21 protein-coding genes are annotated in these 22,406 nt (G+C 68.1%); 15 read left to right on the top strand and 6 right to left on the bottom strand.

Annotated features, from left to right (window positions below; genetic code table 11):
* Window positions 1–89 precede the first annotated feature (89 nt).
* The 5 genes from P6166_RS00825 (at window position 90) to P6166_RS00805 (ending at window position 4,621) form a co-directional block, all read left to right on the top strand.
* The gene (locus tag P6166_RS00825; protein WP_277762643.1) at window positions 90–731 is read left to right on the top strand and encodes an SCP2 sterol-binding domain-containing protein; all 642 of its coding nucleotides are present in this window, start codon (window positions 90–92) and stop codon (window positions 729–731) included.
* Entirely contained in the window at window positions 728–2,380 is a 1,653-nt protein-coding gene (ubiB, locus tag P6166_RS00820) for a ubiquinone biosynthesis regulatory protein kinase UbiB (protein ID WP_277762642.1), read from the top strand. The genes P6166_RS00825 and ubiB overlap by 4 nt, the downstream gene beginning before the upstream one ends.
* Window positions 2,381–2,384: 4 nt before the next feature.
* Entirely contained in the window at window positions 2,385–2,996 is a 612-nt protein-coding gene (locus P6166_RS00815; RefSeq protein WP_277762641.1) for an O-methyltransferase, read from the top strand.
* Window positions 2,997–3,122: 126 nt separating this feature from the next.
* Window positions 3,123–3,527: a GNAT family N-acetyltransferase gene (locus tag P6166_RS00810; protein WP_277762640.1), complete on the top strand. Its 405-nt coding sequence runs from the start codon at window positions 3,123–3,125 to the stop codon at window positions 3,525–3,527.
* The gene (locus tag P6166_RS00805) at window positions 3,524–4,621 is read left to right on the top strand and encodes an MBL fold metallo-hydrolase (RefSeq protein WP_277762639.1); all 1,098 of its coding nucleotides are present in this window, start codon (window positions 3,524–3,526) and stop codon (window positions 4,619–4,621) included. The genes P6166_RS00810 and P6166_RS00805 overlap by 4 nt, the downstream gene beginning before the upstream one ends.
* Window position 4,622: 1 nt before the next feature.
* Here the strand turns inward: P6166_RS00805 and P6166_RS00800 are convergent, their stop codons facing one another.
* A complete protein-coding gene (locus P6166_RS00800) occupies window positions 4,623–6,011 on the bottom strand; it encodes an ATP-binding protein (protein WP_277762638.1) in 1,389 nt (462 codons plus the stop codon).
* Window positions 6,011–6,667, bottom strand: a complete 657-nt coding sequence (locus P6166_RS00795; protein ID WP_277762637.1) for a response regulator transcription factor — start codon at window positions 6,665–6,667, stop codon at window positions 6,011–6,013. The genes P6166_RS00800 and P6166_RS00795 overlap by 1 nt, the downstream gene beginning before the upstream one ends.
* A gap of 135 nt (window positions 6,668–6,802) precedes the next feature.
* Between P6166_RS00795 and P6166_RS00790 the strand changes: the two genes are divergently transcribed.
* Entirely contained in the window at window positions 6,803–7,528 is a 726-nt protein-coding gene (locus P6166_RS00790) for a pseudouridine synthase (RefSeq protein ID WP_277762834.1), read from the top strand.
* A gap of 16 nt (window positions 7,529–7,544) precedes the next feature.
* On the opposite strand, the gene P6166_RS00785 is transcribed toward P6166_RS00790, so the two are convergent.
* On the bottom strand, window positions 7,545–8,066 hold the full coding sequence (locus tag P6166_RS00785; RefSeq protein WP_277762833.1) for a DUF2059 domain-containing protein: 522 nt from the start codon (window positions 8,064–8,066) through the stop codon (window positions 7,545–7,547).
* Between the two features lie 138 nt (window positions 8,067–8,204).
* On the opposite strand from P6166_RS00785, the gene arfB reads away from it, so the two are divergent.
* The 4 genes from arfB to dcp all read left to right on the top strand — a co-directional run bounded on the left by arfB (window position 8,205) and on the right by dcp (window position 12,529).
* Window positions 8,205–8,636, top strand: coding sequence for an alternative ribosome rescue aminoacyl-tRNA hydrolase ArfB (gene arfB / locus P6166_RS00780; protein ID WP_130317019.1), 432 nt, complete (start codon window positions 8,205–8,207; stop codon window positions 8,634–8,636).
* A 45-nt stretch (window positions 8,637–8,681) separates the two neighbouring features.
* Window positions 8,682–9,242, top strand: coding sequence for a lysophospholipid acyltransferase family protein (locus P6166_RS00775; protein WP_277762832.1), 561 nt, complete (start codon window positions 8,682–8,684; stop codon window positions 9,240–9,242).
* Window positions 9,243–9,261: 19 nt separating this feature from the next.
* Complete coding sequence (locus tag P6166_RS00770) at window positions 9,262–10,275, top strand: isoaspartyl peptidase/L-asparaginase (protein ID WP_277762636.1); 1,014 nt, start codon at window positions 9,262–9,264, stop codon at window positions 10,273–10,275.
* A gap of 100 nt (window positions 10,276–10,375) precedes the next feature.
* Window positions 10,376–12,529, top strand: coding sequence for a peptidyl-dipeptidase Dcp (dcp, locus tag P6166_RS00765; protein ID WP_277762635.1), 2,154 nt, complete (start codon window positions 10,376–10,378; stop codon window positions 12,527–12,529).
* Between the two features lie 166 nt (window positions 12,530–12,695).
* On the opposite strand, the gene P6166_RS00760 is transcribed toward dcp, so the two are convergent.
* Complete coding sequence (locus P6166_RS00760) at window positions 12,696–13,499, bottom strand: hypothetical protein (protein ID WP_277762634.1); 804 nt, start codon at window positions 13,497–13,499, stop codon at window positions 12,696–12,698.
* A gap of 138 nt (window positions 13,500–13,637) precedes the next feature.
* Window positions 13,638–14,606: a LysR family transcriptional regulator gene (locus P6166_RS00755; RefSeq protein ID WP_277762633.1), complete on the bottom strand. Its 969-nt coding sequence runs from the start codon at window positions 14,604–14,606 to the stop codon at window positions 13,638–13,640.
* Between the two features lie 109 nt (window positions 14,607–14,715).
* Between P6166_RS00755 and aceB the strand changes: the two genes are divergently transcribed.
* The 4 genes from aceB (at window position 14,716) to P6166_RS00735 (ending at window position 21,497) form a co-directional block, all read left to right on the top strand.
* Window positions 14,716–16,347 (top strand): malate synthase A, encoded by a 1,632-nt coding sequence (gene aceB / locus P6166_RS00750; RefSeq protein WP_277762632.1) that lies wholly within the window; start codon window positions 14,716–14,718, stop codon window positions 16,345–16,347.
* 55 nt (window positions 16,348–16,402) lie between these two features.
* The gene (gene aceA, locus P6166_RS00745; RefSeq protein WP_277762631.1) at window positions 16,403–17,695 is read left to right on the top strand and encodes an isocitrate lyase; all 1,293 of its coding nucleotides are present in this window, start codon (window positions 16,403–16,405) and stop codon (window positions 17,693–17,695) included.
* 227 nt (window positions 17,696–17,922) lie between these two features.
* Entirely contained in the window at window positions 17,923–18,960 is a 1,038-nt protein-coding gene (locus P6166_RS00740; RefSeq protein ID WP_277762630.1) for a GGDEF domain-containing protein, read from the top strand.
* A 26-nt stretch (window positions 18,961–18,986) separates the two neighbouring features.
* On the top strand, window positions 18,987–21,497 hold the full coding sequence (locus tag P6166_RS00735) for a putative peptide modification system cyclase (RefSeq protein ID WP_277762629.1): 2,511 nt from the start codon (window positions 18,987–18,989) through the stop codon (window positions 21,495–21,497).
* A gap of 22 nt (window positions 21,498–21,519) precedes the next feature.
* On the opposite strand, the gene P6166_RS00730 is transcribed toward P6166_RS00735, so the two are convergent.
* On the bottom strand, window positions 21,520–21,819 hold the full coding sequence (locus P6166_RS00730) for an NHLP-related RiPP peptide (protein WP_277762628.1): 300 nt from the start codon (window positions 21,817–21,819) through the stop codon (window positions 21,520–21,522).
* A gap of 215 nt (window positions 21,820–22,034) precedes the next feature.
* Between P6166_RS00730 and P6166_RS00725 the strand changes: the two genes are divergently transcribed.
* Entirely contained in the window at window positions 22,035–22,346 is a 312-nt protein-coding gene (locus tag P6166_RS00725) for an NHLP-related RiPP peptide (RefSeq protein ID WP_277762627.1), read from the top strand.
* The last annotated feature ends 60 nt before the right edge of the window (window positions 22,347–22,406 follow it).

Below are 22,406 nucleotides of genomic sequence, written 5' to 3'. Positions count from 1 at the left end.
ACCAAGGTGCATAGCATGCGCCATCGCGCGGGCGTGCCGAAGCGCCGCGTGCACGGCGTGGAAGCCGGCACAGCCGCTAGAATGGCCCCATGCCTGCTTTCCCCTTGCCCAACCTCAAACCGCTGGCCGGCCGCGCGCTGGAAGCGGCGCTCAACCGCGCACTGGCGCTGGACCCGGATACCCGCACCGCCGTGCAGGCCCTGGACGGCCAGCGCATCGAGATGACGCTGGAGGCGCCGGCCCTGGCGTTGCAGATCCGCGTCGAGGGTGACCACCTGCGCGTGGGGCCGGTGGACCGCAGCCGCGAGCCGGACCTAGCGGTGCGCAGCACGCTGGGCGGCTTGCTCTCCCAGTTGCCGCTGCTGGCGCAGTCCGCGCGCGGCGCCACGCCGGGCGGGCGCATGCGCGTGTCCGGCGATGCCGAGCTGGCGCGCCGCCTGCAGCAGCTCGCCAGCCGTTTCGATCCGGACTGGCAGCTGCCGTTCGTGCGCGTGTTCGGCGAGGTGATCGGCGTGCAGATCGCGCAGGCCGCGCGCGGCGCGCTGCGCCAGGCCCGCGTGCTGGCCACCGGGCTGGCCCGCGATGCCGCCGAGTACGTCACCGAGGAATCGCGCGACGTGGTGCCGCGTGGCGAACTCGATGCCTTCCATGACGACGTGGACCACTTGCGCGACGACGTGGAGCGCCTCGCTGCCCGCGTGGGCCGCCTGCGCGCCGGGGGTGCCGCATGAAGGCCTTCTTCCGCGCGAGCCGTATCGGCCGGGTGGTGTTGCGCTATCGGCTCGACGACCTGCTCGAAGGCACGCCGGCCGAGCGCTGGCTGCGCCTGGCCAAGCCCTTCGTACCGCGCGCGCCGGCGGCGATCGCCGCCCAATCGCGCGGCGCGCGCCTGCGCCTGGCGCTGCAGGAACTGGGCCCGATCTTCGTCAAGTTCGGGCAGATCCTCTCCACCCGCCGCGACCTGGTGCCGCCGGACGTCGCCGACGAGCTGACCCTGCTGCAGGATCGCGTGCAGCCCTTCGATGGCCAGACCGCGCGCGCCATCGTCGAGCAGGCGCTGGGGCAGCCGGTGGAGGTGGCCTTCGCCAGCTTCGATACCACGCCGCTGGCGTCGGCCTCCATCGCGCAGGTCCATGCGGCCACGCTGCACGATGGGCGGCAGGTGGTGGTGAAGGTATTGCGCCCGACCATCGAGCAGCAGATCGATGCGGACATCGCGCTGCTCAAGTCGCTGGCCGCGCTGGTCGATCGCACGCACCCGCGCGCGGAGAAGATCCGGCCCCGCGAAGTCGTTGCCGAAATCGAGAACACGCTGGCCGCCGAGCTGGACCTGCAACGCGAGGGCGCCAACGCCAGCGTGCTGCGGCGCTTCTGGCTGGGTTCGGACGACCTCTACGTGCCGGAAGTGATCTGGACGCACACCGGCGAACGCGCGCTCACGCTGGAGCGTGTGTACGGCATTCCCTCCGACGACATCGCCGCGCTCGACGCCGCCGGCATCGACCGCAAGATCCTCGCCGCCAAGGGCGTGCGGGTGTTCTATACGCAGGTATTCCGCGACAACTTCTTCCACGCCGACGCGCACGCCGGCAACATCTGGGTGGACAGCCACCCGGAACGCCGCCTCAACCCGCGCTTCATCGCGCTGGACTTCGGCATCATGGGCCAGCTCTCGCAGGAGGATCAGTACTACCTCGCCGAGAACTTCATGGCCATCTTCAACCGCGACTACCGGCGCATCGCCGAGCTGCACGTGGAGGCGGGCTGGATGCCGTCCAACGTGCGCATCGACGAACTGGAAGCGGCGGCGCGCTCGGTCTGCGAGCCTTACTTCACCCGCCCGCTGTCGCAGATCTCGCTGGCCGAGGTGCTGCTCAAGCTGTTCCGCGTCGCCCAGCGCTACCAGCTCACCTTGCAGCCCCAGCTGATCCTGCTGCAGAAGACGTTGCTCAATATCGAGGGCGTGGGCCGCCAGCTCGATCCGCAGCTGGACATCTGGGCAGTGGCGCGACCGGTGCTCGAACGCATCCTGATCGAGCGCTACAGCCCGCGCCGCGCGCTGAAGGAACTGCGCAAGCGCCTGCCCGAGCTGATGACCCATGCGCCGGACATGCCGCGCCTGGTGCATGCCTGGCTGCGCCAGCAGGTCGAAGGCCAGCACCGCATCGACGTGCGCTCGCAGGAGCTGCGCGCGCTGGACCGCAGCGTGCGCCAGCTGCAGCGGCGCGCGGTGATGGCGATCACCGGCGTCGGCCTGCTGGTGTGCGCGGCGCTGCTGCACGGCATGCACGACGAGGCCCGGCAAGGCGCGGCGTGGTGGATCTGGGCCAGTGGCCTGGGCGGCGTGGCCTCGCTGGTCGCGGCGTGGTTCAAGCGCTGAGCCGATGACCGCCAGCCTGCTCGCCCGGTTGAAGGAGGAACTGGCGGCATTCGGCGCGGCCCATGACGCCCAGGCGCCTTCGCACGGCCAGCGCCTGCTCAACATCACCCCGGACACCGGCGAATTCCTCGCCGTGCTGGTGCGGGCCACGCAGGCGCGGCGCATCGTGGAGATCGGCACTTCGAACGGCTATTCCACCCTGTGGCTGGCCGAGGCGGCGCAACCGCAGGGCGGGCATGTCACCACGCTGGAACGCGATCCGGCCAAGCTGGCCATGGCGCGCGAGAACTTCGCGCGCGGCGGCCTGAGCGCGGCGATCACTGCGTGGCAGGGCGATGCCGGCGATTGGCTCGCCGCCGCGCCGGCCGCGTCCATCGACCTGGTGTTCCTGGACGCGCAGCGCGCGGCCTACGTGGACTGGTGGCCCGGGCTCGACCGCCTGTTGCGGCCCGGTGGCCTGCTGGTGGTGGACAACGCGGTATCGCATGCCGAAGAAGTGGCCGGGCTGCGCGCGCGGATCGATGCCACGCCCGGCTATACCGTTTCGCTCGTGCCGGTGGGCAAGGGCGAGTTGCTCGCGGTTAAGCCCGGCGGCGCGGTCTTAAAGGGTTCTTAAAGCGCGCCGCGCACCCTGTCATCCCGGGGCACCGGCGTGCCCGTGGAGACATCAGATGACACCGTTACCTCGTTCCGTGCGCCCTGGCGCCCTCGTTCGCCCGCCTGCGCGCAAGAGGCGGCCCGAATGATCGCGCTCGTCATGCAGGCCCCCAACGCCCGCCGCGCGGCGCCGCGCTGGCAGCTCGAACGGGTCGATGCCGATGCGCTGCCACGCGTATGGGCGCTGTGCCGCGACGCTGCCGAATCCGAGCTGCCGGCGCAGGTCCCGCTGCCCTTGCGCGAGGCGCTGCTCGACGCGCCCTACCGCGCCTGGGCGTGGCTGGCGCGCAGCGCGGAGCGCGATGTCGGCGTGCTGGTGGCCAGCGTCGGCCTCGACCTGCCCGGCGGCGGCTACTGCCTGCGCGTGGACGGCCTCTACGTCAAACCCGCGTGGCGCGGCTGCGGTATCGGCGACGGCCTGCGCGCGCACGCGCGGCGCATCGCCGATGACATGGGCTGCGCGCGCATCCACTGGCCGGGCATGCCATGAAGCGCCGCTGGCTCTGGATTTCCCTCTCCCTCGTTGTTGCCACAGGAATCACTGGCATGTCGGTTTCCGGTTCCGCTGTCGAATATCCGTTGTCACCCCAGTTCAAGGAGGGCCGCTTCCGCAATGCGACCAAGCCGCGCGTGCCGGAAGGCCGCGAGAGCGCCTCGCTATGGTGGAAGTTCCTCACCGGCAAGCAGCCGGGCACCCGCCCTTCGGCGCCGATTCCGGTCAGCCCGATCACCGCCGAGGCGCTCGCCGCCGCCCAGGAGGGCGAGCTGTTCCGGCTCGGCCACTCCACGGTGCTGATGCGCCTGGACGGCGGCTGGTGGATCACCGATCCGGTGTTCTCCGAGCGCGCCTCGCCGGTCAGCTGGGCCGGCCCCAAGCGCTTCCAGCCGGCGATGCTGGCGCTGGAGGATCTGCCGCCGCTCAAGGGCGTGCTGATCTCGCACGACCACTACGACCACCTGGACAAGGCGACGATCATCGCCCTGGCCCGGCGCGCGGAAACGTTCATCACCCCGCTGGGCGTGGGCGACCTGATCCAGCGCTGGGGCGTGCCGGCCGACCGTATCCACCAGCTCGACTGGTGGCAGTCCTACCAGGCCGGGCAGATCACCTTCACGGCCACGCCGGCCCAGCACTTCTCCGGCCGCGGGCTGTTTGATCGCGACCGCCGCCTGTGGGCCTCGTGGGCGATCCGCACGCCGTCGCTCAACCTGTTCTTCAGCGGCGACAGCGGCTACTTCGACGGCTTCGCCGAGATCGGCCGCCGCCTCGGGCCGTTCGACCTGACGCTGGTGGAGTGCGGCGCCTACGACCCGCTGTGGTCCGGCGTGCACATGCTGCCCGAGCAGACCGTGCAGGCACACATCGACCTGCGCGGCCGCTGGCTGGTGCCGATCCACAACAGCACCTTCGACCTGGCCTTCCACGACTGGTACGCGCCGATGGAACAAGTGCTCGCCGCCGCGCGCCAGCGCCAGGTCGCCATCGCGATGCCGCTGCTGGGGCAGGGGATCGACCCGCACCAGCCGCCGCCGCTGCGGACGTGGTGGCGCGGCGCTTCCGGCCGCGAGCTGGCGGCGGAGTGATTCAGGCCGCGGTGCCTTCGTCCTGTAAGGCGAAGCGCACCGCGATGCACAGGCCGCGGCCTTGCAGGCCCGGCCCGGTGTCGATGCGCGCCCCGTAGTGGCGCGCGATGCGCGCGACCAGCGACAACCCCACGCCGCTGCCGCGCTCGCCGTTGCCGGTGCTGCCGCGGAAGAAGCGGTCGAAGATGCGCGCGCGTTCGTGTTCCGGTACGCCGGGTCCGTCGTCACGCACGCGCAGCACCGCCTCGCCGGCGGCACGGTCGGCATGGCAGCAGATCTCGATGCGCCCGCCTTCGCCGCAGTAGCGCACGGCGTTGTCGACCAGGTTGCGCAGCAGGATGCCGAGGTCGTCGATATCGGCGCAGACGCGCGCCTCCTCGATGGTCAACGCCAGCGTCTGCCCACGCCGCATCGCCATCGCCTCGAACTCGCGCGCCACCATTGTGGCGACGTCGGAGAGTTCGACGATCGCCTCGCGGCCCTCGTGGCGCGAAGCTTCCAGCCGCGCCGAATCGAGCAGCTGCTGGGCCAGGCGGGTGATGCGCTCGATGCCGCCGTGCAGGCGCTGCAAGGCTTCGCGCGTCTGCGCCGGGTCGGTGGCGCGCATCGCCAGCTCGGTCTGCGTCTGCAGCGCGGCCAGCGGCGTGCGGATTTCGTGCGCCGCCTCGGCCAGGAACTGGCGCTCGCGCTGCATCGCCACGCCGAGCCGGCCGAGCAACTCGTTGAACGAGCGCACCAGCGGCAGGATTTCGCGGGCGATGCCGGCCGTCGGCAGCGGGGTGAGGTCGAGCGGCTCGCGCGCGGCCATGCCGTCGCGCAGGCGGTTGGTCGAGCGCAGGCTCCAGCTCACCGCCAGCCAGATCGCCAGCGCGAACGCCAGCAGCACGCCGACCGCGGAGACCAGGCTGACCCGGATCCAGTGCGCCAGTTCGGCCTCCACCTGCGATTGCGCCAGGCCCACCTGCACCTGCACGCGGCCTTCCGAGTCGGTCACCGCGTAGACGCGCCAGCGGTCGCCGGCGGTGGTGACATTGCCGAAGCCCGGCCGGAAATCCGGCTTCAACGGGGTGGTCGGCGCCTTGCGCGAGGACACCACGCGCTCGCCGGTGCCCAGGCTCCATACCTGGAAGCGCAGCTTGTCGAACTCGCGCGAGGGGGCGGCCTCGATCGTCGGCGGCAGTTCCAGGTAGCCGGCGCTGCCGACCCCGGCGATGTTGCGCGGCATCGACATCAGCACCTGCTCGGCCACCTGGCGCAGCAGCAGGTCGCCCTGGCGGCTTTGCTGCCGGCTCACCTGCTGGTGCTGGCACGCCAGCCAGATCAGCCAGCCGCCGAGGATCACCGCCATCAGCGTCTTGAGCAGCTTCAGTTTCAGCGAAGGATGGCGCATCAGCCGATCCGGTAGCCGATGCCGTGCACGGTGACGATGAAATCCTCGCCGAGCTTGCGCCGCAACTGGTGCACGTACACCGCGATGGTGTTGCTTTCCAGCGTGCCGCCGCCGCCGTAGACCTGGGTTTCCAGCGTCTCGCGCGACACCGCGCGGCCGCGCCGTTCCAGCAGCGCCACCAGCGTGCGGTACTCATGCGCCCCCAGCCGCACCGGCGTGCCATCGCGCTCGACATTGCGCGAGGCCGGGTCCACCCGCACGCCCTGCCACTCCAGCGCCGGCGTGACCCGGCCCTGGCTGCGCCGCACCACCGCGCGCAGGCGCGCGCACAGTTCATCGCTCTGGAATGGCTTGACGAGATAGTCGTCGGCACCCGCGTCCAGGCCGGTGATGCGGTCGCTGAGCTGGTCGCGCGCGGTGATGATCAGCACCGGCGTGGGGTCGTAGCGCTGGCGCAGGGCACGCAGCACGTCCAGGCCCGAGCCCTGCGGCAGGCCCAGGTCGAGCAGCACCGCCGAGTAGCCGTGCTCGACCAGCGCCAGCCGCGCCTGTCCGGCGTCGCGCGCGCGATCGACCTGCCAGCCGTCGCCGGCCAGCGCGGCGGCGAGCGCATCGCCGAGCATGGCGTCGTCTTCCACGAGCAGCAGCTGGGACAAGGGCCTGGGACCGGGGACGAGGGAAAGCCGGGATGGTAGAGCCAAAGGTTTAAGCGTTTCTTAAGCGGCTGCCATGACGGGCAAAGGGCGCGCCCGGATAATGGGCGGGTGAACGCGATCCCCGATACCGACGCCCTGCCCGGCGCCTTCCCCCCCGAACCGGCGCCCGCCCCGGTGCCGGTCCTGTACCAGGACCCCTATCTCGCCGTGGTCGACAAGCCGGCCGGCCTGATGGTCCACGACAGCAAGCTGGCGCGTGGCGAGGACGACTTCCTCGCCGATCGGCTGCGCGCGCAGTTCGGCCGCCAGGTATTCCTGGTGCACCGGCTGGACCGGGCGACCAGCGGCTGCCTGCTGCTGGCCTTCGACCGCGACAGCGCCAGCGCGCTCGGCAAGGCGCTGATGGCCGGCGAGGTGGAAAAGGACTACCTGGCCATCTGCCGCGGCTGGCCGGCGGAAGAGCGCTTCACCGTGGACCACGCGCTGGACGGCGGGCCGGGCAAGCCACAGAAGAAGGAGGCGGTGACCGAGTTCGAGCGGCTGCTGTGCGGCGAGCTGGAGGTGCCGTCCACCGGCTTTCCCACCTCGCGCTACGCGCTGCTGCGCGCCCGGCCGCTGACCGGGCGCTTCCGGCAGATCCGCCGGCACCTCAAGCACCTGTCGCACCATCTCATCGGCGATACCAGCCATGGCGACGGCCGGCACAACCGCACCTTCCGCATGCTGGGCGTGCATCGCATGCTGTTGCATGCCGAGCGGCTGCGCTTCCCCCACCCGCTGGACGGGCGGCCGATGGAGGTGTTCGCCGCGCCGGAAGGCGAGTTCACCAAGGCGATGGGATGGTTCGGGTGGCGCCTGTAGGCGCGGCCGGCAGGAATCAGGGTTTTACCGGCTTCGCCGCGGGCGCGGGCGAAGGGGCTGGCTCGGCGAGGATCTGGTTCAGGTCCTTCTGCAGGTCCGCCATCATCGGCGTCATCTTCTGCTGGATGGCGTCCATCACGTTGCGCATCAGCAGCGGCGTCTTGTCCAGCAGGCTCTGGCCGGCCGGGCTCTCGTAGAACTCGGCCATCGCGATCACGTCCTCGCGCGAGAACGTGCGCTTGTACAGGTCCACGTACATCGGCCGCATCTGCGACCACGACAGCGCCTGGCTCAGCGTTTGCCGGGTGCGGTCCTGCACCTGCCGCAGCTGCGCCTGCTGGGTGGCGGTGAGCGGGCGATCGGTGGCGATGCGGGCGAACTGCTCGCGCTGCATCTGCTCCAGCTGCGGCAGCATGCTGTCGAGCATGTTCTGCGCGCGCGAGGCGGCGAGCAGCCGGTTGACGTCGGCATCGGTGGGTGGGGCGGCGTGCGCGGTCCAGGCCAGGGCGGCGAGCAAGCACATCAGCACACCGCGCATCGGCAGGCCGCGCCTGCGGACGGACATTGCGATCATCGTCGTGCATCCTGCTGGGGATCGGCGGCCAGCATACCCCGATCGACCCGATTTCATGGAAAAGGCGGCGCAGTGTCGCCGGCCTTGATTACAATCCGGCGCATGCCCGCAGAACCGCTCCAGATCACTCCGCACCTGGCGATCCCGCCCGGCGAGATCGTCGAGCGTTTCGTGCGTGCCAGTGGCGCCGGCGGGCAGAACGTCAACAAGGTTTCCACCGCGGTGGAGCTGCGCTTCGACGTGGCCGGCTCGCCCTCGCTGCCCGAGCCGGTGCGCGAGCGCCTGTTGGCCAAGCGCGATCGGCGCATGACCGGCGAAGGCGTGCTGGTCATCGACGCCCAGCGCTTCCGTACCCAGGACCGCAACCGCGAGGATGCGCGCGCGCGACTGGCCGATTTCATCGCCGGCGGCCTGTCGGCGCCCAAGCGAAGGATCGCGACCAAACCCACCCGCGGTTCGCAGTTGCGCCGCCTCGATACCAAGCGCGAGCGCAGCCAGGTCAAGCGCGGGCGCTCGTCTTCCCATTGGGAGTAACCCTTGAGTCACGCCGATCTGCTGTCCCAGCCTCCGCCGCCTGAAATGCCGCCCGGCGGCCACTCCGCGTTCCTCCGGGGGCTGGCCCGCCGCGTCCTGCGCGGGACGGGATGGAAAGTGGTCGGAACGCTGCCCAACGTGCCCAAGGCGGTGATGATCGTCGCCCCGCACTCCTCGAACTGGGACGGCTTCTGGGGCTTCGCGGCCAAGATCGCGCTCAACTTCGAAGTGCGCGTGCTCGGCAAGGCGCAATTGTTCTGGTGGCCGCTCGGCCCGTTGCTCAAGAAGCTCGGCGCCATCCCGCTGGACCGCAGCTCGCCGCAGGGCACCATCGGCCAGGCGGTGCGGCTGATCCGGCAGTCCGAGCGCATGTGGTACGTGATCACGCCCGAGGGCACGCGCAAGCGGGTGGAGCACTGGAAGAGCGGCTTCTGGAAGATCGCCCGCGATGCCGGCGTGCCGATCATCCCGGCGTATTTCGATTACCCCAGCAAGACCATCGGCGTCGGCGAGCTGTTCTGGCCCACCGAGGACCTGCAGGCCGACATGGCGGCGATCCGCGCCTGGTACCGGCCCTGGCGCGGCAAGACCCGCGACACCCTGTAAGCCGCCTGGAGGAACCGCGATGACCCAGCGCCTGCGTGCCCGCCTGCTGGCCTTGTCTTTGACCGCCTGCGCCATGCCGGCGCTGTCCGCCACGCCCGTGCTGGTGATACATGGCGGCGCCGGCGTGGAAAAAGGCAGCCTGTCGGCCGAGGAGCAGGCGGCCGCGCGCGAGGCGATGGCGCGCGCGCTGCGCGCCGGCCACGACGTGCTGCAACACGGTGGCAGCGCGGTGGACGCGGTCGCCGCGACGATCACGGTGATGGAGGACGCCCCGCAGTTCAACGCCGGGCGGGGCGCGGTGTTCACCCACGATGGCCGCAACGAGCTGGACGCGGCGATCATGGATGGCGCGAGCGGCCAGGCCGGCGCGATTGCCGGCGTGCATCGGGTACGCAATCCGATCCAGCTGGCCCGCGCGGTGATGGAACACTCGCAGCATGTGATGCTGACCGGCGATGGTGCCGAGGTCTTCGCCCGGGACCAGGGCATCCCCCTGGTCGACCCGTCCTACTTCCGCACCGAGAAGCGTTGGCAGCAGCTGCAGAAGGCATTGAAGGAAGAAGCGGCCGGCCAGGCCCATGCGGACCTGGAGACCGCCCGGCATTTCGGCACCGTCGGCGCGCTGGCGCTGGACACGCAGGGCCGCCTGGCTGCCGGCACGTCCACCGGTGGCATGACCAACAAGCGCTATGGCCGGATCGGCGACTCGCCCATCATCGGGGCCGGCACCTATGCCAATGCCCAGTGCGCGGTGTCCGGCACCGGGTGGGGCGAGTACTACCTGCGCGCGGTGGCCGCCTACGACATCTGCGCCCGCATGAAGTACGCCGGGCAGTCCCTGGCCCAGGCCGCCGAGGCGGTGATCGACCAGCAAATCCCGGCGGCGGGCGGCAACGGCGGCGCCATCGCCCTGGACGCCCAGGGCCACATGGCGTTTCCGTTCAATACCCAGGGCATGTACCGCGGCTGGATCGGCGCCGACGGTGTGCCGCATGTGGCGATCTTCACCGACGAGCCGTTCCCGGTTCGCTGAAGCCGCGGCGGCCACCCAATGGCACATGGCGGGCCCGGCCCGAACGCGCTAGGGTGCGCGCACTCGTCGTCCCACCCCGTACTCCCAGGAGTTCCTTTCCATGACGCGCACTGTCGTACTGGCCGCCGCCATCAGCCTGGCGCTGGCCGCCTGTTCCGGTAAAGAGTCCACCCCCGTGTCCGAGACCGCCACGCCCGCCGCCGCCCCCGCGCCCGCCACCACCAACGTGCTGCTGAGCGCGAGCCCGCTGGCGTTCCAGGCGCCGCAGTTCGACAAGATCCAGGACAGCGATTTCGTGCCCGCGTTCGACGAAGGCATGAAGCAGCACCTGGCCGAAGTGCGCAAGATCGCCGACAACACCGAGGCGCCGACCTTCGACAACACCTTTGTTCCGCTGGAGAAGAGCGGCGAGACGCTCAAGCGCGTCGCGCTGACGTTCTTCGGCGTGGTGCAGGCCGATACCAACGACGCGCGCCAGAAGATCCAGGAAGAAGTGGCGCCGAAGCTGGCCGCGCACCAGGACGAGATCAATCTCGACCCGAAGCTGTTCGCGCGCATCAAGACCCTCTACGACGCCCGCGACACGCTGAACTTCGATGCCGAGCAGAAGCGCCTGGTCGAGCGCACCTACGACCAGTTCGTGCGTGCCGGCGCGCAGCTGTCCGATGCCGACAAGGCAACGCTGCGCAAGCTCAATGTGGAGGAGACCACGCTCTCCACGCAGTTCCACACCAAGCTGGTCGCGGCCACCGCCGCCGGCGCCGTGGTGGTGGATGACAAGGCGCGCCTGGATGGCCTGTCCGACAGCGACATCGCTGCCGCCGGCGAAGCCGCCAAGGGCAAGAAGCTCGATGGCAAGTACGTGCTGGCGCTGCAGAACACCACGCAGCAGCCGGTGCTGGCCTCGCTGAAGAACCGCGACCTGCGCGCCGAAGTGCTGAAGGCCTCGGAAACCCGTACCGAGAAGGGCGACGGCAACGACACCCGCCAGACCGTGCAGCGCCTGGCCCAGCTGCGTGCGCAGAAGGCCAAGCTGCTCGGCTTCGACAGCTACGCCGCCTACAGCCTGGGCGACCAGATGGCGCGTACCCCCGACGCGGCGCTCAAGCTGCTGACCGACACCGTGCCCGCGGCAACCGCCAAGGCCCGCGGCGAAGTGGCCGAGATGCAGAAGGTGATCGACGCGCAGAACGGCGGCTTCAAGCTCGCCGCCTCGGACTGGGACTTCTACGCCGAGCAGGTGCGCAAGGCCAAGTACGACCTGGACGAATCGCAGATCAAGCCGTACTTCGAGCTGGACAACGTGCTGCAGAACGGCGTGTTCTTTGCCGCCAACCAGCTGTACGGGCTGACCTTCAAGGAGCGCAAGGACATCCCGGTGTACCACCCGGACGTGCGCGTGTTCGAGGTGTTCGACAAGGACGGCAGCTCGCTGGCCCTGTTCTATACCGACTACTACAAGCGTGACAGCAAGTCCGGCGGCGCCTGGATGGGCAACTTCGTCGACCAGGACGGCCTGAGCGGCACCAAGCCGGTGGTCTACAACGTGGCCAACTTCACCAAGCCTGCCGCCGGCCAGCCGGCGCTGCTGAGCTTCGATGACGTCACCACGATGTTCCATGAGTTCGGCCACGCGCTGCATGGCATGTTCTCCAACAGCAAGTACCCGTCGATCGGCGGTACCAGCACCTCGCGCGACTTCGTGGAGTTCCCGTCGCAGTTCAACGAGCACTGGGCGACCGACCCGAAGGTCTTCGCCAACTACGCCAAGCACTACCAGACCGGCGAGGCGATGCCGCAGGCGCTGGTGGACAAGATCCAGAAGGCCAAGACCTTCAACCAGGGCTACGCGACCACCGAATACCTGGCCGCCGCGCTGCTTGACCTGGCCTGGCACACCCAGCCGGCCGACGCGCCGCTGCAGGACGTGGACAAGTTCGAGGCCGACGCGCTGAAGAAGTTCAAGGTCGACCTGGCCGAAGTGCCGCCGCGTTACCGCACCAGCTACTTCGACCACATCTGGGGCGGCGGCTACTCGGCCGGCTACTACGCCTACTTCTGGTCTGAGGTGCTGGACGACGACGCGTTCGAGTGGTTCAAGGAGAACGGCGGCCTGACCCGTGCCAACGGCGATACCTTCCGCGACAAGATCCTCTCGCGCGGCAACACCGTCGACCTGGCCACCCTATACCGCGATTTCCGCGGCAAGGACCCGAGCGTCGAACCGCTGCTGGAAAACCGCGGGCTGAAGTAAGCCGCGGCTGCGAGCGTGATATCGGGCGGGGTGGCGCAGGCCACCCCGCTTTTTTCATGCCGTGGTCCATGCCGCCCACTCGTAGCCATCGGGGTCGCGGAAGTGGAAGCGGCGGCCGCCGGGGAATGGAGGCCACAGGCGAAGCTTCCCTCTCGCCGCCGGAATATCAATCGACACAGCACTGTTCATAGATTCTCCCGCTGGCTTGAAGCGCGCGGGCGCGCTCTTGCGGGCCAATCTCCAGCGCCAGTTCATCCATCCTCACTTGCGGAACCAAAGCCGGATCTGCGCGCGCGGCGGCCTGCAAATAGGCGTAGCTCATGGGCAGGTCGCGGTTCACCACGGTGCCTCCGCGATAGAGGTCCGCCAGCGCCAGCAGGGCATCGACGCTGCCGCCCTGGGCGGCCTCGTTCAAATACCGCATCGCCTGAGTCTTGTACTGAAGGATTCGCTCCGGGTCGCGCAGCATGTCGGCGGCATCGCCAAGCACGATCTCGGGATCGCTCGCATATAACAGGCGCGCTTGCAGGCTCCCCCGGTGAGCAGCTAGTTCCAGCCATTGATATGCCGCCGCGCCATCGTCGACGTCGAGGCCCTCGCAGTTGGAATCGGGCGCGGCGGCGGGTCGCATCAGCGCTTGCTCGCTGCAGTCACGAATTTTGAGGTAGATGGCATAGGCCGCTTCCGCATCGCCCGCTTTTGCCTTTCCAGCCAGGGACGTGACGACGTGCAAGGCGCTGCCTGGGGGCGACGCGCTGAATGTCTCGACGACGTAGGCCTTGGCGCCGACGCTTCGTACTGTCATGCCCGTCGGCAGGTGGCCCTGGCTCGCCGCCGGGCGCGCGGCAGCGATCTGTTCGGGCGCCCTTGCGGCCGGAATGGATACGGCCGGACCGGTCTGGTTGGTGCAAGCGCTGGCCAGGGAGGCCAGCACCATCATCACGGTCCATCTGGTTGCTGATGTGACCATGGATTCCTCCGCATCGGCAGCCTGAGGATCACGACGTGGTGCCGCATCATCAATGGCCGGACGAGAGAATCCGCAGGTTCGTACGAGAATTCCAATAACGCACCGGCGGCGGCCTGCGCGGGCAGCGCGGTTTGCACATCAACGTTCGGACGGGCCGCTGTCCTCATAGGCGCGCGGCGCGAACAGGTCCGGCTGAATCAGCTCGATGAAAGCCCGCGCCTGCGGCGAGAGGTACTTGCCCTTGCGCACCACCACGCCATAGCTGCGGGTGGGGAACCATTCCTTCAGCGAGCGCGTGGCGAGCTTGTCGTGGTCGGCATCGGTGAGGCAGATCGAGGTGACGATCGAAATGCCCATGCCCATCGCCACATACTGCTTGATGACCTCCCAGCCGCCGACCTCCAGCGCCACCGTGTAGGGCACGCGCGCCTGCTGGAACACCAGGTCGACCAACCGGTAGGTGACCTGCCGGCGAGGCGGCAGGATCAGCGGATAGGGAGAGAGGTCTTCGAGCGTGAGGCGGGGCTTGCTGGCGAGGGGATGGTCGCGCGGGGTGATCAGCCGTTGTTCGAAGCGGTAGACCGGCGCGTAGCTGAGGTCGGCGGGCACGTCGAGCATCGAGCCGACGGCCAGGTCCACGGCATCCTCGCGCAGCAGGTCGGTGCCGTCCGCGCTGATGGCGTTGTGCAGCGTCAGGCGGACCGCCGGATGCCGGGTGCGGAACGCTTCCACGATCTTCGGCAGCAGGTAGAGGATGGTCGAACTGTTCGCGGCCACGTGCAGCTCGCCGGCATCCAGCCCGCGGACCTTGTCGCGGAAGCTGGCTTCCAGGCCGTCCAGGTTCTCCACCAGCGGCTGGGCCATCTCGTACAGCAACTGGCCCTCGCGGCTGGGTGACAGGCGCCGCCCGCTGCGCTCGAACAGCACCACGCCAAGCTCGCGCTCCAGCGCCTGCAATTGCTGGGTCACGGCGGGCTGACTGACGAAGAGCGCATCGGCCGCGCGTGAGACCGATCCCAGCCGCACCGTCTGGCAGAACGCGCGCAGCGGCTTCAGGCGATCGGATTTGTAAGAAAAACGAGGACTTGCAGGGGCTCGGGTCGGCATGGCGTGACAACTATAAGGCAGACTTATTTAAGGCATTGCAAAAACTGCTTTGTCAAATACTACGCTTGCGCGGCACCTTGGAGCCCTGCCCGCACCACAGGAAGCCGCCATGTCCGCCACTACCGCCGCCTTCACGCCCCGCGCGGAACCGACCGCCGACCGCCCGACCCCGGGTATCGCGCTGAGTGCCAACGTGGCCGGCCAATCCGAGCTGCTGCCGCCGCCGGTGCTGGCGTTGCTGGTCTCGCTGCACCGTGCGATCGAGCCCGGCCGCCAGCAGCGCCTGGCTGCCCGCCGCGAGCGCCAGGCCCGCTTCGACCAGGGCGAACTGCCGGACTTCCGCGCCGACACCGCCGCGCTCCGCGATGGCGACTGGAAGGTGGCGCCGATCCCGGCCGCGTTGCAGGACCGCCGCGTGGAGATCACCGGGCCCACCGACCCGAAGATGGTCATCAACGCGCTGAACTCCGGCGCCAAGGTGTTCATGGCCGACTTCGAGGACTCGACCTCGCCCACCTGGCGCAACCTGCTCACCGGCCAGCGCGCGCTGGCGGCGGCGGTGCGTGGCGACCTCACCTTCGACACGCCCGCCAAGCACTACGCGCTGAAGCCGCTGGAGCAGCAGGCCGTGTTGATCGTGCGCCCGCGCGGCTGGCACCTGGACGAGAAGCATGTGTTGATCGACGGCCAACCGATCGCCGGTGGCCTGTTCGACGCGGCACTGTTTGCCTTCCACAACGCACGCACGCTGATCCAGCGCGATCGCGGCCCGTACCTGTACCTGCCCAAGCTGCAGTCGATGGAAGAGGCGGCGCTGTGGGAGACCGCGCTGGCCCACATCGAGGCGATGCTCGGCCTGCCGCAGGGGCAGATCAAGGTCACGGTGCTGATCGAGACGCTGCCGGCCGTGTTCGAGATGGACGAGATCCTGCACGCGTTGCGCGAGCGCATCGTCGGCCTGAACTGCGGGCGCTGGGATTACATCTTCTCGTACCTGAAGACCTTCCGCCGCCACGCCGACCGCATCCTGCCCGAGCGCGGCCAGGTCACCATGACCCAGCCGTTCCTGAAGGCCTATTCGGAACTGCTGATCAAGACCTGCCATCGGCGCGGCGCGCATGCGATGGGCGGCATGGCCGCGCAGATTCCGATCAACCACGACGAAGCCGCCAACGAACAGGCGATGGCCCGCGTGCGCGCCGACAAGCTGCGCGAAGTCACCGCCGGCCATGACGGCACCTGGGTCGCGCACCCGGCGCTAGTGCCGGTGGCGCGCGCGATCTTCGACGAACACATGCCCGGCCCGAACCAGCACGGCGTGCTGCGCCAGGACGTGCAGGCCGACCGCGACGCGCTGATCGCGCCTTCGCCCGGCACGATCACGCGTGCCGGATTCGAGGGCAACGTCGAGGTGTGCGTGCGTTACCTGGCCGCGTGGCTGGACGGCAATGGCTGCGTGCCGATCCATCACCTGATGGAAGACGCCGCCACGGCGGAGATCAGCCGCGCGCAGATCTGGCAGTGGATTCACCACGCCGGACAGCACCTGGACGACGGCACCGCGATCGACATCGCGCTGCTGGAAAGCACGCTGCGAACGCTGCCGGCGCGCCTGGGCGACACCGGCCATCTGCCGGGCGGGGCGCGCATCGAAGAGGCGATCGCGCTGCTGGACACCTTGAGCCGCAGCGACACCCTGGCCGACTTCCTGACCCTGCCCGCCTACCAGCGCATCGACTGAGCGCTTCCCCGACACCTTCCGTTTCCACGTTCCACCCCACCCCTGGAGTACCGCGATGAGCAAGCTGCCGACCGCCGAACAGATCCAGCACGACTGGGACACCAACCCGCGCTGGGAAGGCATCACCCGCCACTACAGCGCCGAGGACGTCGTGCGCCTGCGCGGCACCGTGCGCGTGGAGCACTCGCTGGCGCGGCTCGGCGCCGAGAAGCTGTGGCGCTACCTGCACGAGAAGGACTTCGTCAACGCGCTGGGCGCGCTGACCGGCAACCAGGCCATGCAGCAGGTCAAGGCGGGCCTCAACGCCATCTACCTGTCGGGCTGGCAGGTGGCGGCCGATGCCAACCTGGCCGGGCAGATGTATCCGGACCAGTCGCTGTACCCGGCCGACTCGGTGCCCGCGGTGGTCCGCCGCATCAACAACACGCTGCTGCGCGCCGACCAACTGCACCATGCCGAGGGCAAGGACGACATCGACTTCCTGCAGCCGATCGTGGCCGATGCCGAAGCCGGCTTCGGCGGCGTGCTCAACGCCTTCGAGCTGATGAAGGCCATGATCGAGGCGGGCGCGGCGGGCGTGCATTTCGAGGACCAGCTGGCTTCGGTGAAGAAGTGCGGCCACATGGGCGGCAAGGTGCTGGTGCCCAGCCGCGAGGCGATCGAGAAGCTCAACGCCGCGCGCCTGGCGAGCGACGTGATGGGAGTGCCGACGTTGCTGGTGGCGCGTACCGATGCGGAAGCCGCTGACCTGCTGACCAGCGACATCGATCCGACCGACCAGCCGTTCACCACCGGCGAGCGCACCGTCGAAGGGTTCTACAAGACCCGCAAGGGGCTGGACCAGGCCATCAGCCGCGGCCTGGCCTACGCGCCTTACGCAGACCTGATCTGGTGCGAAACCGGCAAGCCGGACCTGGAGTTCGCCCGCAAGTTCGCCGAGGCGATCCACGCGAAATTCCCGGGCAAGCTGCTGGCCTACAACTGCTCGCCGAGCTTCAACTGGAAAAAGAACCTGGACGACGCGACCATCGCGCAGTTCCAGAAGGAGATTGCCCGCTACGGGTACCGGTTCCAGTTCATCACGCTGGCCGGCTTCCACTCGCTGAACTACTCGATGTTCAACCTGGCCCACGGCTACGCGCGCCGCCAGATGAGCGCCTTCGTGGAATTGCAGGAGGCCGAGTTCGCCGCGGCCGAGAAGGGCTTCACCGCGGTGAAGCACCAGCGCGAGGTCGGCACCGGTTACTTCGACGCCGTCACGCAGGCCATCCAGCAGGGCCAATCCTCGACCACCGCCCTGACGGGTTCGACCGAGGAAGAACAGTTCCATGGCGAAAAGGCCGCCTGACTGCAGCCAGGCGACCATTGAACGGCCTCGGGAGGGGCCGGGGCCCGGGAAACCGGGCCTTCTTTTTTCAGGAACCGCGAGCGAAGGTGCCTAGTGAAGGCCGAAGGGCAAAGCGCACATTAATTCTCACAATCTATGAGACTGCGTGTGACGTTACGATGAACGCTTTCTTAAGGTGCTAATATTCAAGATCGACCGGCGGCGTGCGCCGGCCAAGGGATGCGGGGATGAACTGCGCCAGCGCGGGGCCCGGAGCGGCCGACCTCAACGTACGTGCGACCCAGCCAGATGCCGCGCATGCGGTACTCGAGCCTGCCGAAACCGCGCTGTTCGCACGGTTCGGACGGACACGCACGATTCCCGCAGGCCACCATCTCTTCCGTCGCGGCGACATCGGCACGCAGATGTACATCGTCGTCAGCGGCACCGTGGACCTGGATTTCGGCGAGGACCTCGTCATCAAGCACATGGGCGCGGGCGAGTTTTTCGGCGAGCTGGGCTTGCTGATCGGCGACCACCCGCGCAGCGCCGATGCCACCGCCGCCAGCGATTGCGAGTTGATCGAGCTGGACCATAACGATTTCCAGAAGCTGGTCGACCACGACTCGGCGCTGACCGCGCACTTCCTGCGCCGCTCCATCGTGCGGGTGGTGAACAACGAACAGCTGCTGATCCGCCAGCTGCGCCGCCGCAACCATGACCTGGAAGAGGCGCTGGACAACCTCTACGCCACCTCGCACCAGCTCAACCAGACCGAGGAGCTCATCCGCACGGACGAGCTCACCGGCCTGTACAACCGCCGCGGCCTCACGCTGCACCTGCAGGAATGCCGCCGCGCGGGCCGCCGCCCGGGCAATGGCCTGTTGCTGATCGACTGCGACCGCTTCAAGCGCGTCAACGACGAGCACGGCCATCTCACCGGCGACCGCGTGCTGCAGAACGTCGCGCACATCCTGCGCTCGGTGCTGGTGGGTGACGACCTGGCCTGCCGCCTGGGGGGCGACGAGTTCTGCGTGTTCGTGGCCAGCACCGACGCCGAGGGACTGCGCCCGCTCGCCGAGCGCATCCTGCGCAACGTGCAGGCTCAGCTGACGATCGACGGCGCGCCGCAGATCTGCCCGGTGAGCATCGGCATCACGCCGCTGGAAGCCAATGGCGGCAGCTGGAACGACTGGTACGCGCGCGCCGACAGCGCGCTGTACGAAGCCAAGCGCCTGGGTGGCAACCGCCTGCACGGCTTGGAGTCGGCGACGACGTTGGTCTGAGCGTCAAGCGAACAGGAGATCGCGTGATGGATGTGGTCCCGCAGCCTCTGACCGAATCTCCGCAGCTGCGCACGCTGCTGCTGACCGATCTGTGCGACTCGACCGAGCTGGTGGAGCGCCTGGGCGACGCTGCCGCCGCCGAGCTTTTCCGCGAGCACGACATCCTCGTGCTGCGCCTGCAACAGCAGTGGCGCGGCCGGTTGATCGACCGTTCCGATGGCCTGCTGCTGCTGTTCGAGCGTCCCATCGACGGCTTGGGTTTCGCCCTGGATTACCAGCAGGGCCTGCGCGACCTGGGCCATGCGCGCGGCCTGCGCCTGCTTGCCCGCGCCGGCCTGCACGTGGGTGAAGTGCTGACGTGGCGTAACAGCGCCGAGGCCGTGCAGATCGGTGCCAAGCCGCTGGAAGTGGAAGGCTTGGCCAAGCCGGTCGCCGCGCGTTTGATGGCGCTGGCGCGGCCGGGGCAGACCCTGCTGTCGGCGGTGGCCGAATCGCTGACGCAGCGCGCCGCGCGGGAACTGGGCGAGCGTGGCGAACGCTTGCTGTGGAAATCGCATGGCTACTGGCGTTTCAAGGGCATGCCCACGCGCATGGAGGTGTACGAGGTCGGCGAGATCGGCCTGACCCCGCTGCGCGCGCCCAAGAGCACGCAGAAAGCGTGGCGCGACATCCCGCTGTGGCGGCGCCCGGCGGCGCTGGTGGCCGAGGTGGCGGTGGTGGCGATGATCGCGGTGGGGGGATGGTTGTTTACGCGGCCCGAGCCGGCGATTGCGTTTGCCGAGCGGGACTGGGTGGTTGTGGGGGATATGCGTAATCTGACGGGCGACGTCCTGCTCGATGATTCGCTCGAGCAGGCACTCAGGATCAGCCTGGAGCAATCCAAGTACATCAACGTCATCAGTGACAGGAAATCCCGGCAAGCGCTTCAGATGATGCGCCGTGACCCGGGAACCACGCGTATCGATCGGGAGAACGCCTCGGAAATTGCCCTGCGAACGGGCGCCGCCGTGGTCCTGCTGCCCACAGTGGCCGACGTGGGTGGACGTACGCGGGTAAGCGTGGAGGTCGTGCGGCCCGAAACGCAGGAAACGGTCTTCGTCGCTTCGGCGGAAGGGCGCGGGCATGACGCCACGCTAGGCGCAGTGGATGCCGTGGCAACGGACCTGCGCGAACGCCTCGGCGAAGAAGCCGCGGTCGCCAAGAAGAATTCCGTTCCGCTACCGGAAGTCACCACTTCCAGCCTGGAGGCCTTGCGCGCCTACGCACTGGCTCAGAAACGCTTCAACGTCAGCGACTACAACGGGGCGCTGGGTTTCTACCAGAAGGCCGCGGAGCTGGATCCGCAGTTCGCCTTGGCCGCGCTAGGCCAGGTTCGGTGCTATTTCGCCATGGTCGACACCAAGAACGGTCTCGTCGCGTTGCAGCAGGCGCTGTCGCTGGGTTCCAGGCTGCCGCCGAGAGAGGCGATGTATCTCGATGGCTGGAGCAAGGAGCTGTTGGCGCAGGACAAGGCGCTCGTGGCCTGGGAGCAAATGGCCGCGATCTATCCCGACTATGCGCCCGCGCAGCACAACGCTTCGATCCGCCTCATGGTTGAAAATCGCTTCAAGGAGGCGTTGGCTTACTCCGAGCGCGTGGTCAACGTGCCGAATGACCTGCCCAACGTGGCCTTGGACCAGATGGCTCGCGTGAAGCTGGCCCTGGGGGACTACGAAGGCGCGTTGACCGCATCGCAGCAGGCAAAGGCGGACGGCTATCGTGCAGCGGCGCGCCGGGTGGCCATGGCGGCCGCCGCCAAACGGGACTTCGCACGGGCAGAGCGGGCACTTTCCGACGCCCAGGGCCCTGATCCGCATGCCAGTATCGAACGTGCCTCCATCGCAGCCGACCAGGGCAACTGGCGCGAAGCATTGCGGTACGCCCAGGCGGGGTTGGACGTCACCGATGACGTGCACGGCTTCGACTATCGACGGGCGACGTTCGTCGTGGCGGTGGCCGAAGCCAAGGCGTCGATGAACCCAGGCGACAAGCTTCGCGAAGTGACCAAGCTCGGGCTTGCCGCCTTGCGTTCAGGCGAGACCGCCGATTGGTTGGACGATACGAATCTGCTGCTGTCCGTGGCCATTTTCTCCGCGCGCAACGGCGAGCCGGAGCTGGCGAGTCGTATCCTCGGGGAACTCCGCAGTCTGGGAGTCGTAAGAAAGATGCGCGTCGTGGATGAACTGATGGCCGTCGCGGACGCCTGGGTGGCGCTCTCGAAGAACGACGCGCCAAAGGCACAACGCCTGGTGCAGCCCTACCTCGATGACCTCTCGCGATATCAGAGTCGTGTGGTCGCACTGGAAGCGGCGCGGCGCCTGGGCGACGCAAAGGGCATCCAGCAGCAGGAGACGTGGCTCGATGGCAGGCGAGGACTGGCGTACGCCGAGTTCGAGTGCGGCTATTGCCTGCAGCTCATCAATGTTACGGACAGCAATGCGATACTCGCGCACCGTCGCTCGCAGCCCCGCGTTGTGTCCGGGGTAGCCCTGCCCTGATAGCTTCGGCAGGGCGTTTTGATTACTTCAGGCTGCGTCCGCCGGCCTGGTTCGCGTCCAGCATCGGAACGGACTGACTGGCGCCGCTGGTCAGCATGTCGCGAATATGTCCCTGGGCCGCTGCGATATTCCCTTTCTCGGCAAGCTGGACCTTGGTGCAGCAGTCTTTGACGAATGCTTCGATTTCATCGTTGATCACGACGCCGAGCTGCGCAAGCGCGGCCAGCGTATCCGTCGAGAAAAGCTGGCGAAATGCATCGTCGCTTGAGAGAAGATCGATCAGCTTGTTGGCGATGGATGAATCCAGTTTCAGTGTGGCCATGAAAGGTGTCTGCCTTGGGTGGTCGTTGGATTTTTATCGGCCGTCGAGTCAATTACTTGAGGACATGTATCCCGGAAGAATATAGCGAAGTCATTCTCGATGCTTACGTCCTGCGATCTGCTTTAGGCTAAGCTCAAGGTGGAGTGCCCCGCTATGTTTACGCATGTGGCCTGTAATGAACTGGATGCTGATAGTCACCAAGGAGACGCCGGTCCGTGTCCACGATCCGGTTTGAAGAGAATGTCGCACGCAGCCTGGTTCGTTTACTTGCGACGGATGACGAGTTTCGCCTGGCGTTCTCGGTCGACCCGGTTACTGCGCTTCAACGCCAGGGGCTCAGCCCAGTAGAAGGCTACGAATCAATGCGATTGAATGGTCGGTGCCTGCTGGTGGACAGGTTGGCTTCGAAGGAAGCGATCGAGCAAGCAGGCACTGAGATAGATCGGATGCTGACAAGCGGCATCAGCCAGATTGCGCCCGCACTGGATGCAGGCCGTACCGTAAACGCATCGCTCGAAGCGGTCTGACCAGCGGTCCAGCATCGGGTTACCAAGCCACAGTCACATTTCAATTCCCACGCAATGCAG

Source organism: Stenotrophomonas sp. HITSZ_GD, assembly GCF_029543105.1.
In the GTDB taxonomy this organism is placed as follows: Bacteria; Pseudomonadota; Gammaproteobacteria; order Xanthomonadales; family Xanthomonadaceae; genus Stenotrophomonas_A.
The sequence above is the reverse complement of the archived record's forward strand: the minus strand, read 5'-3'. Positions and strand labels throughout refer to the sequence as shown.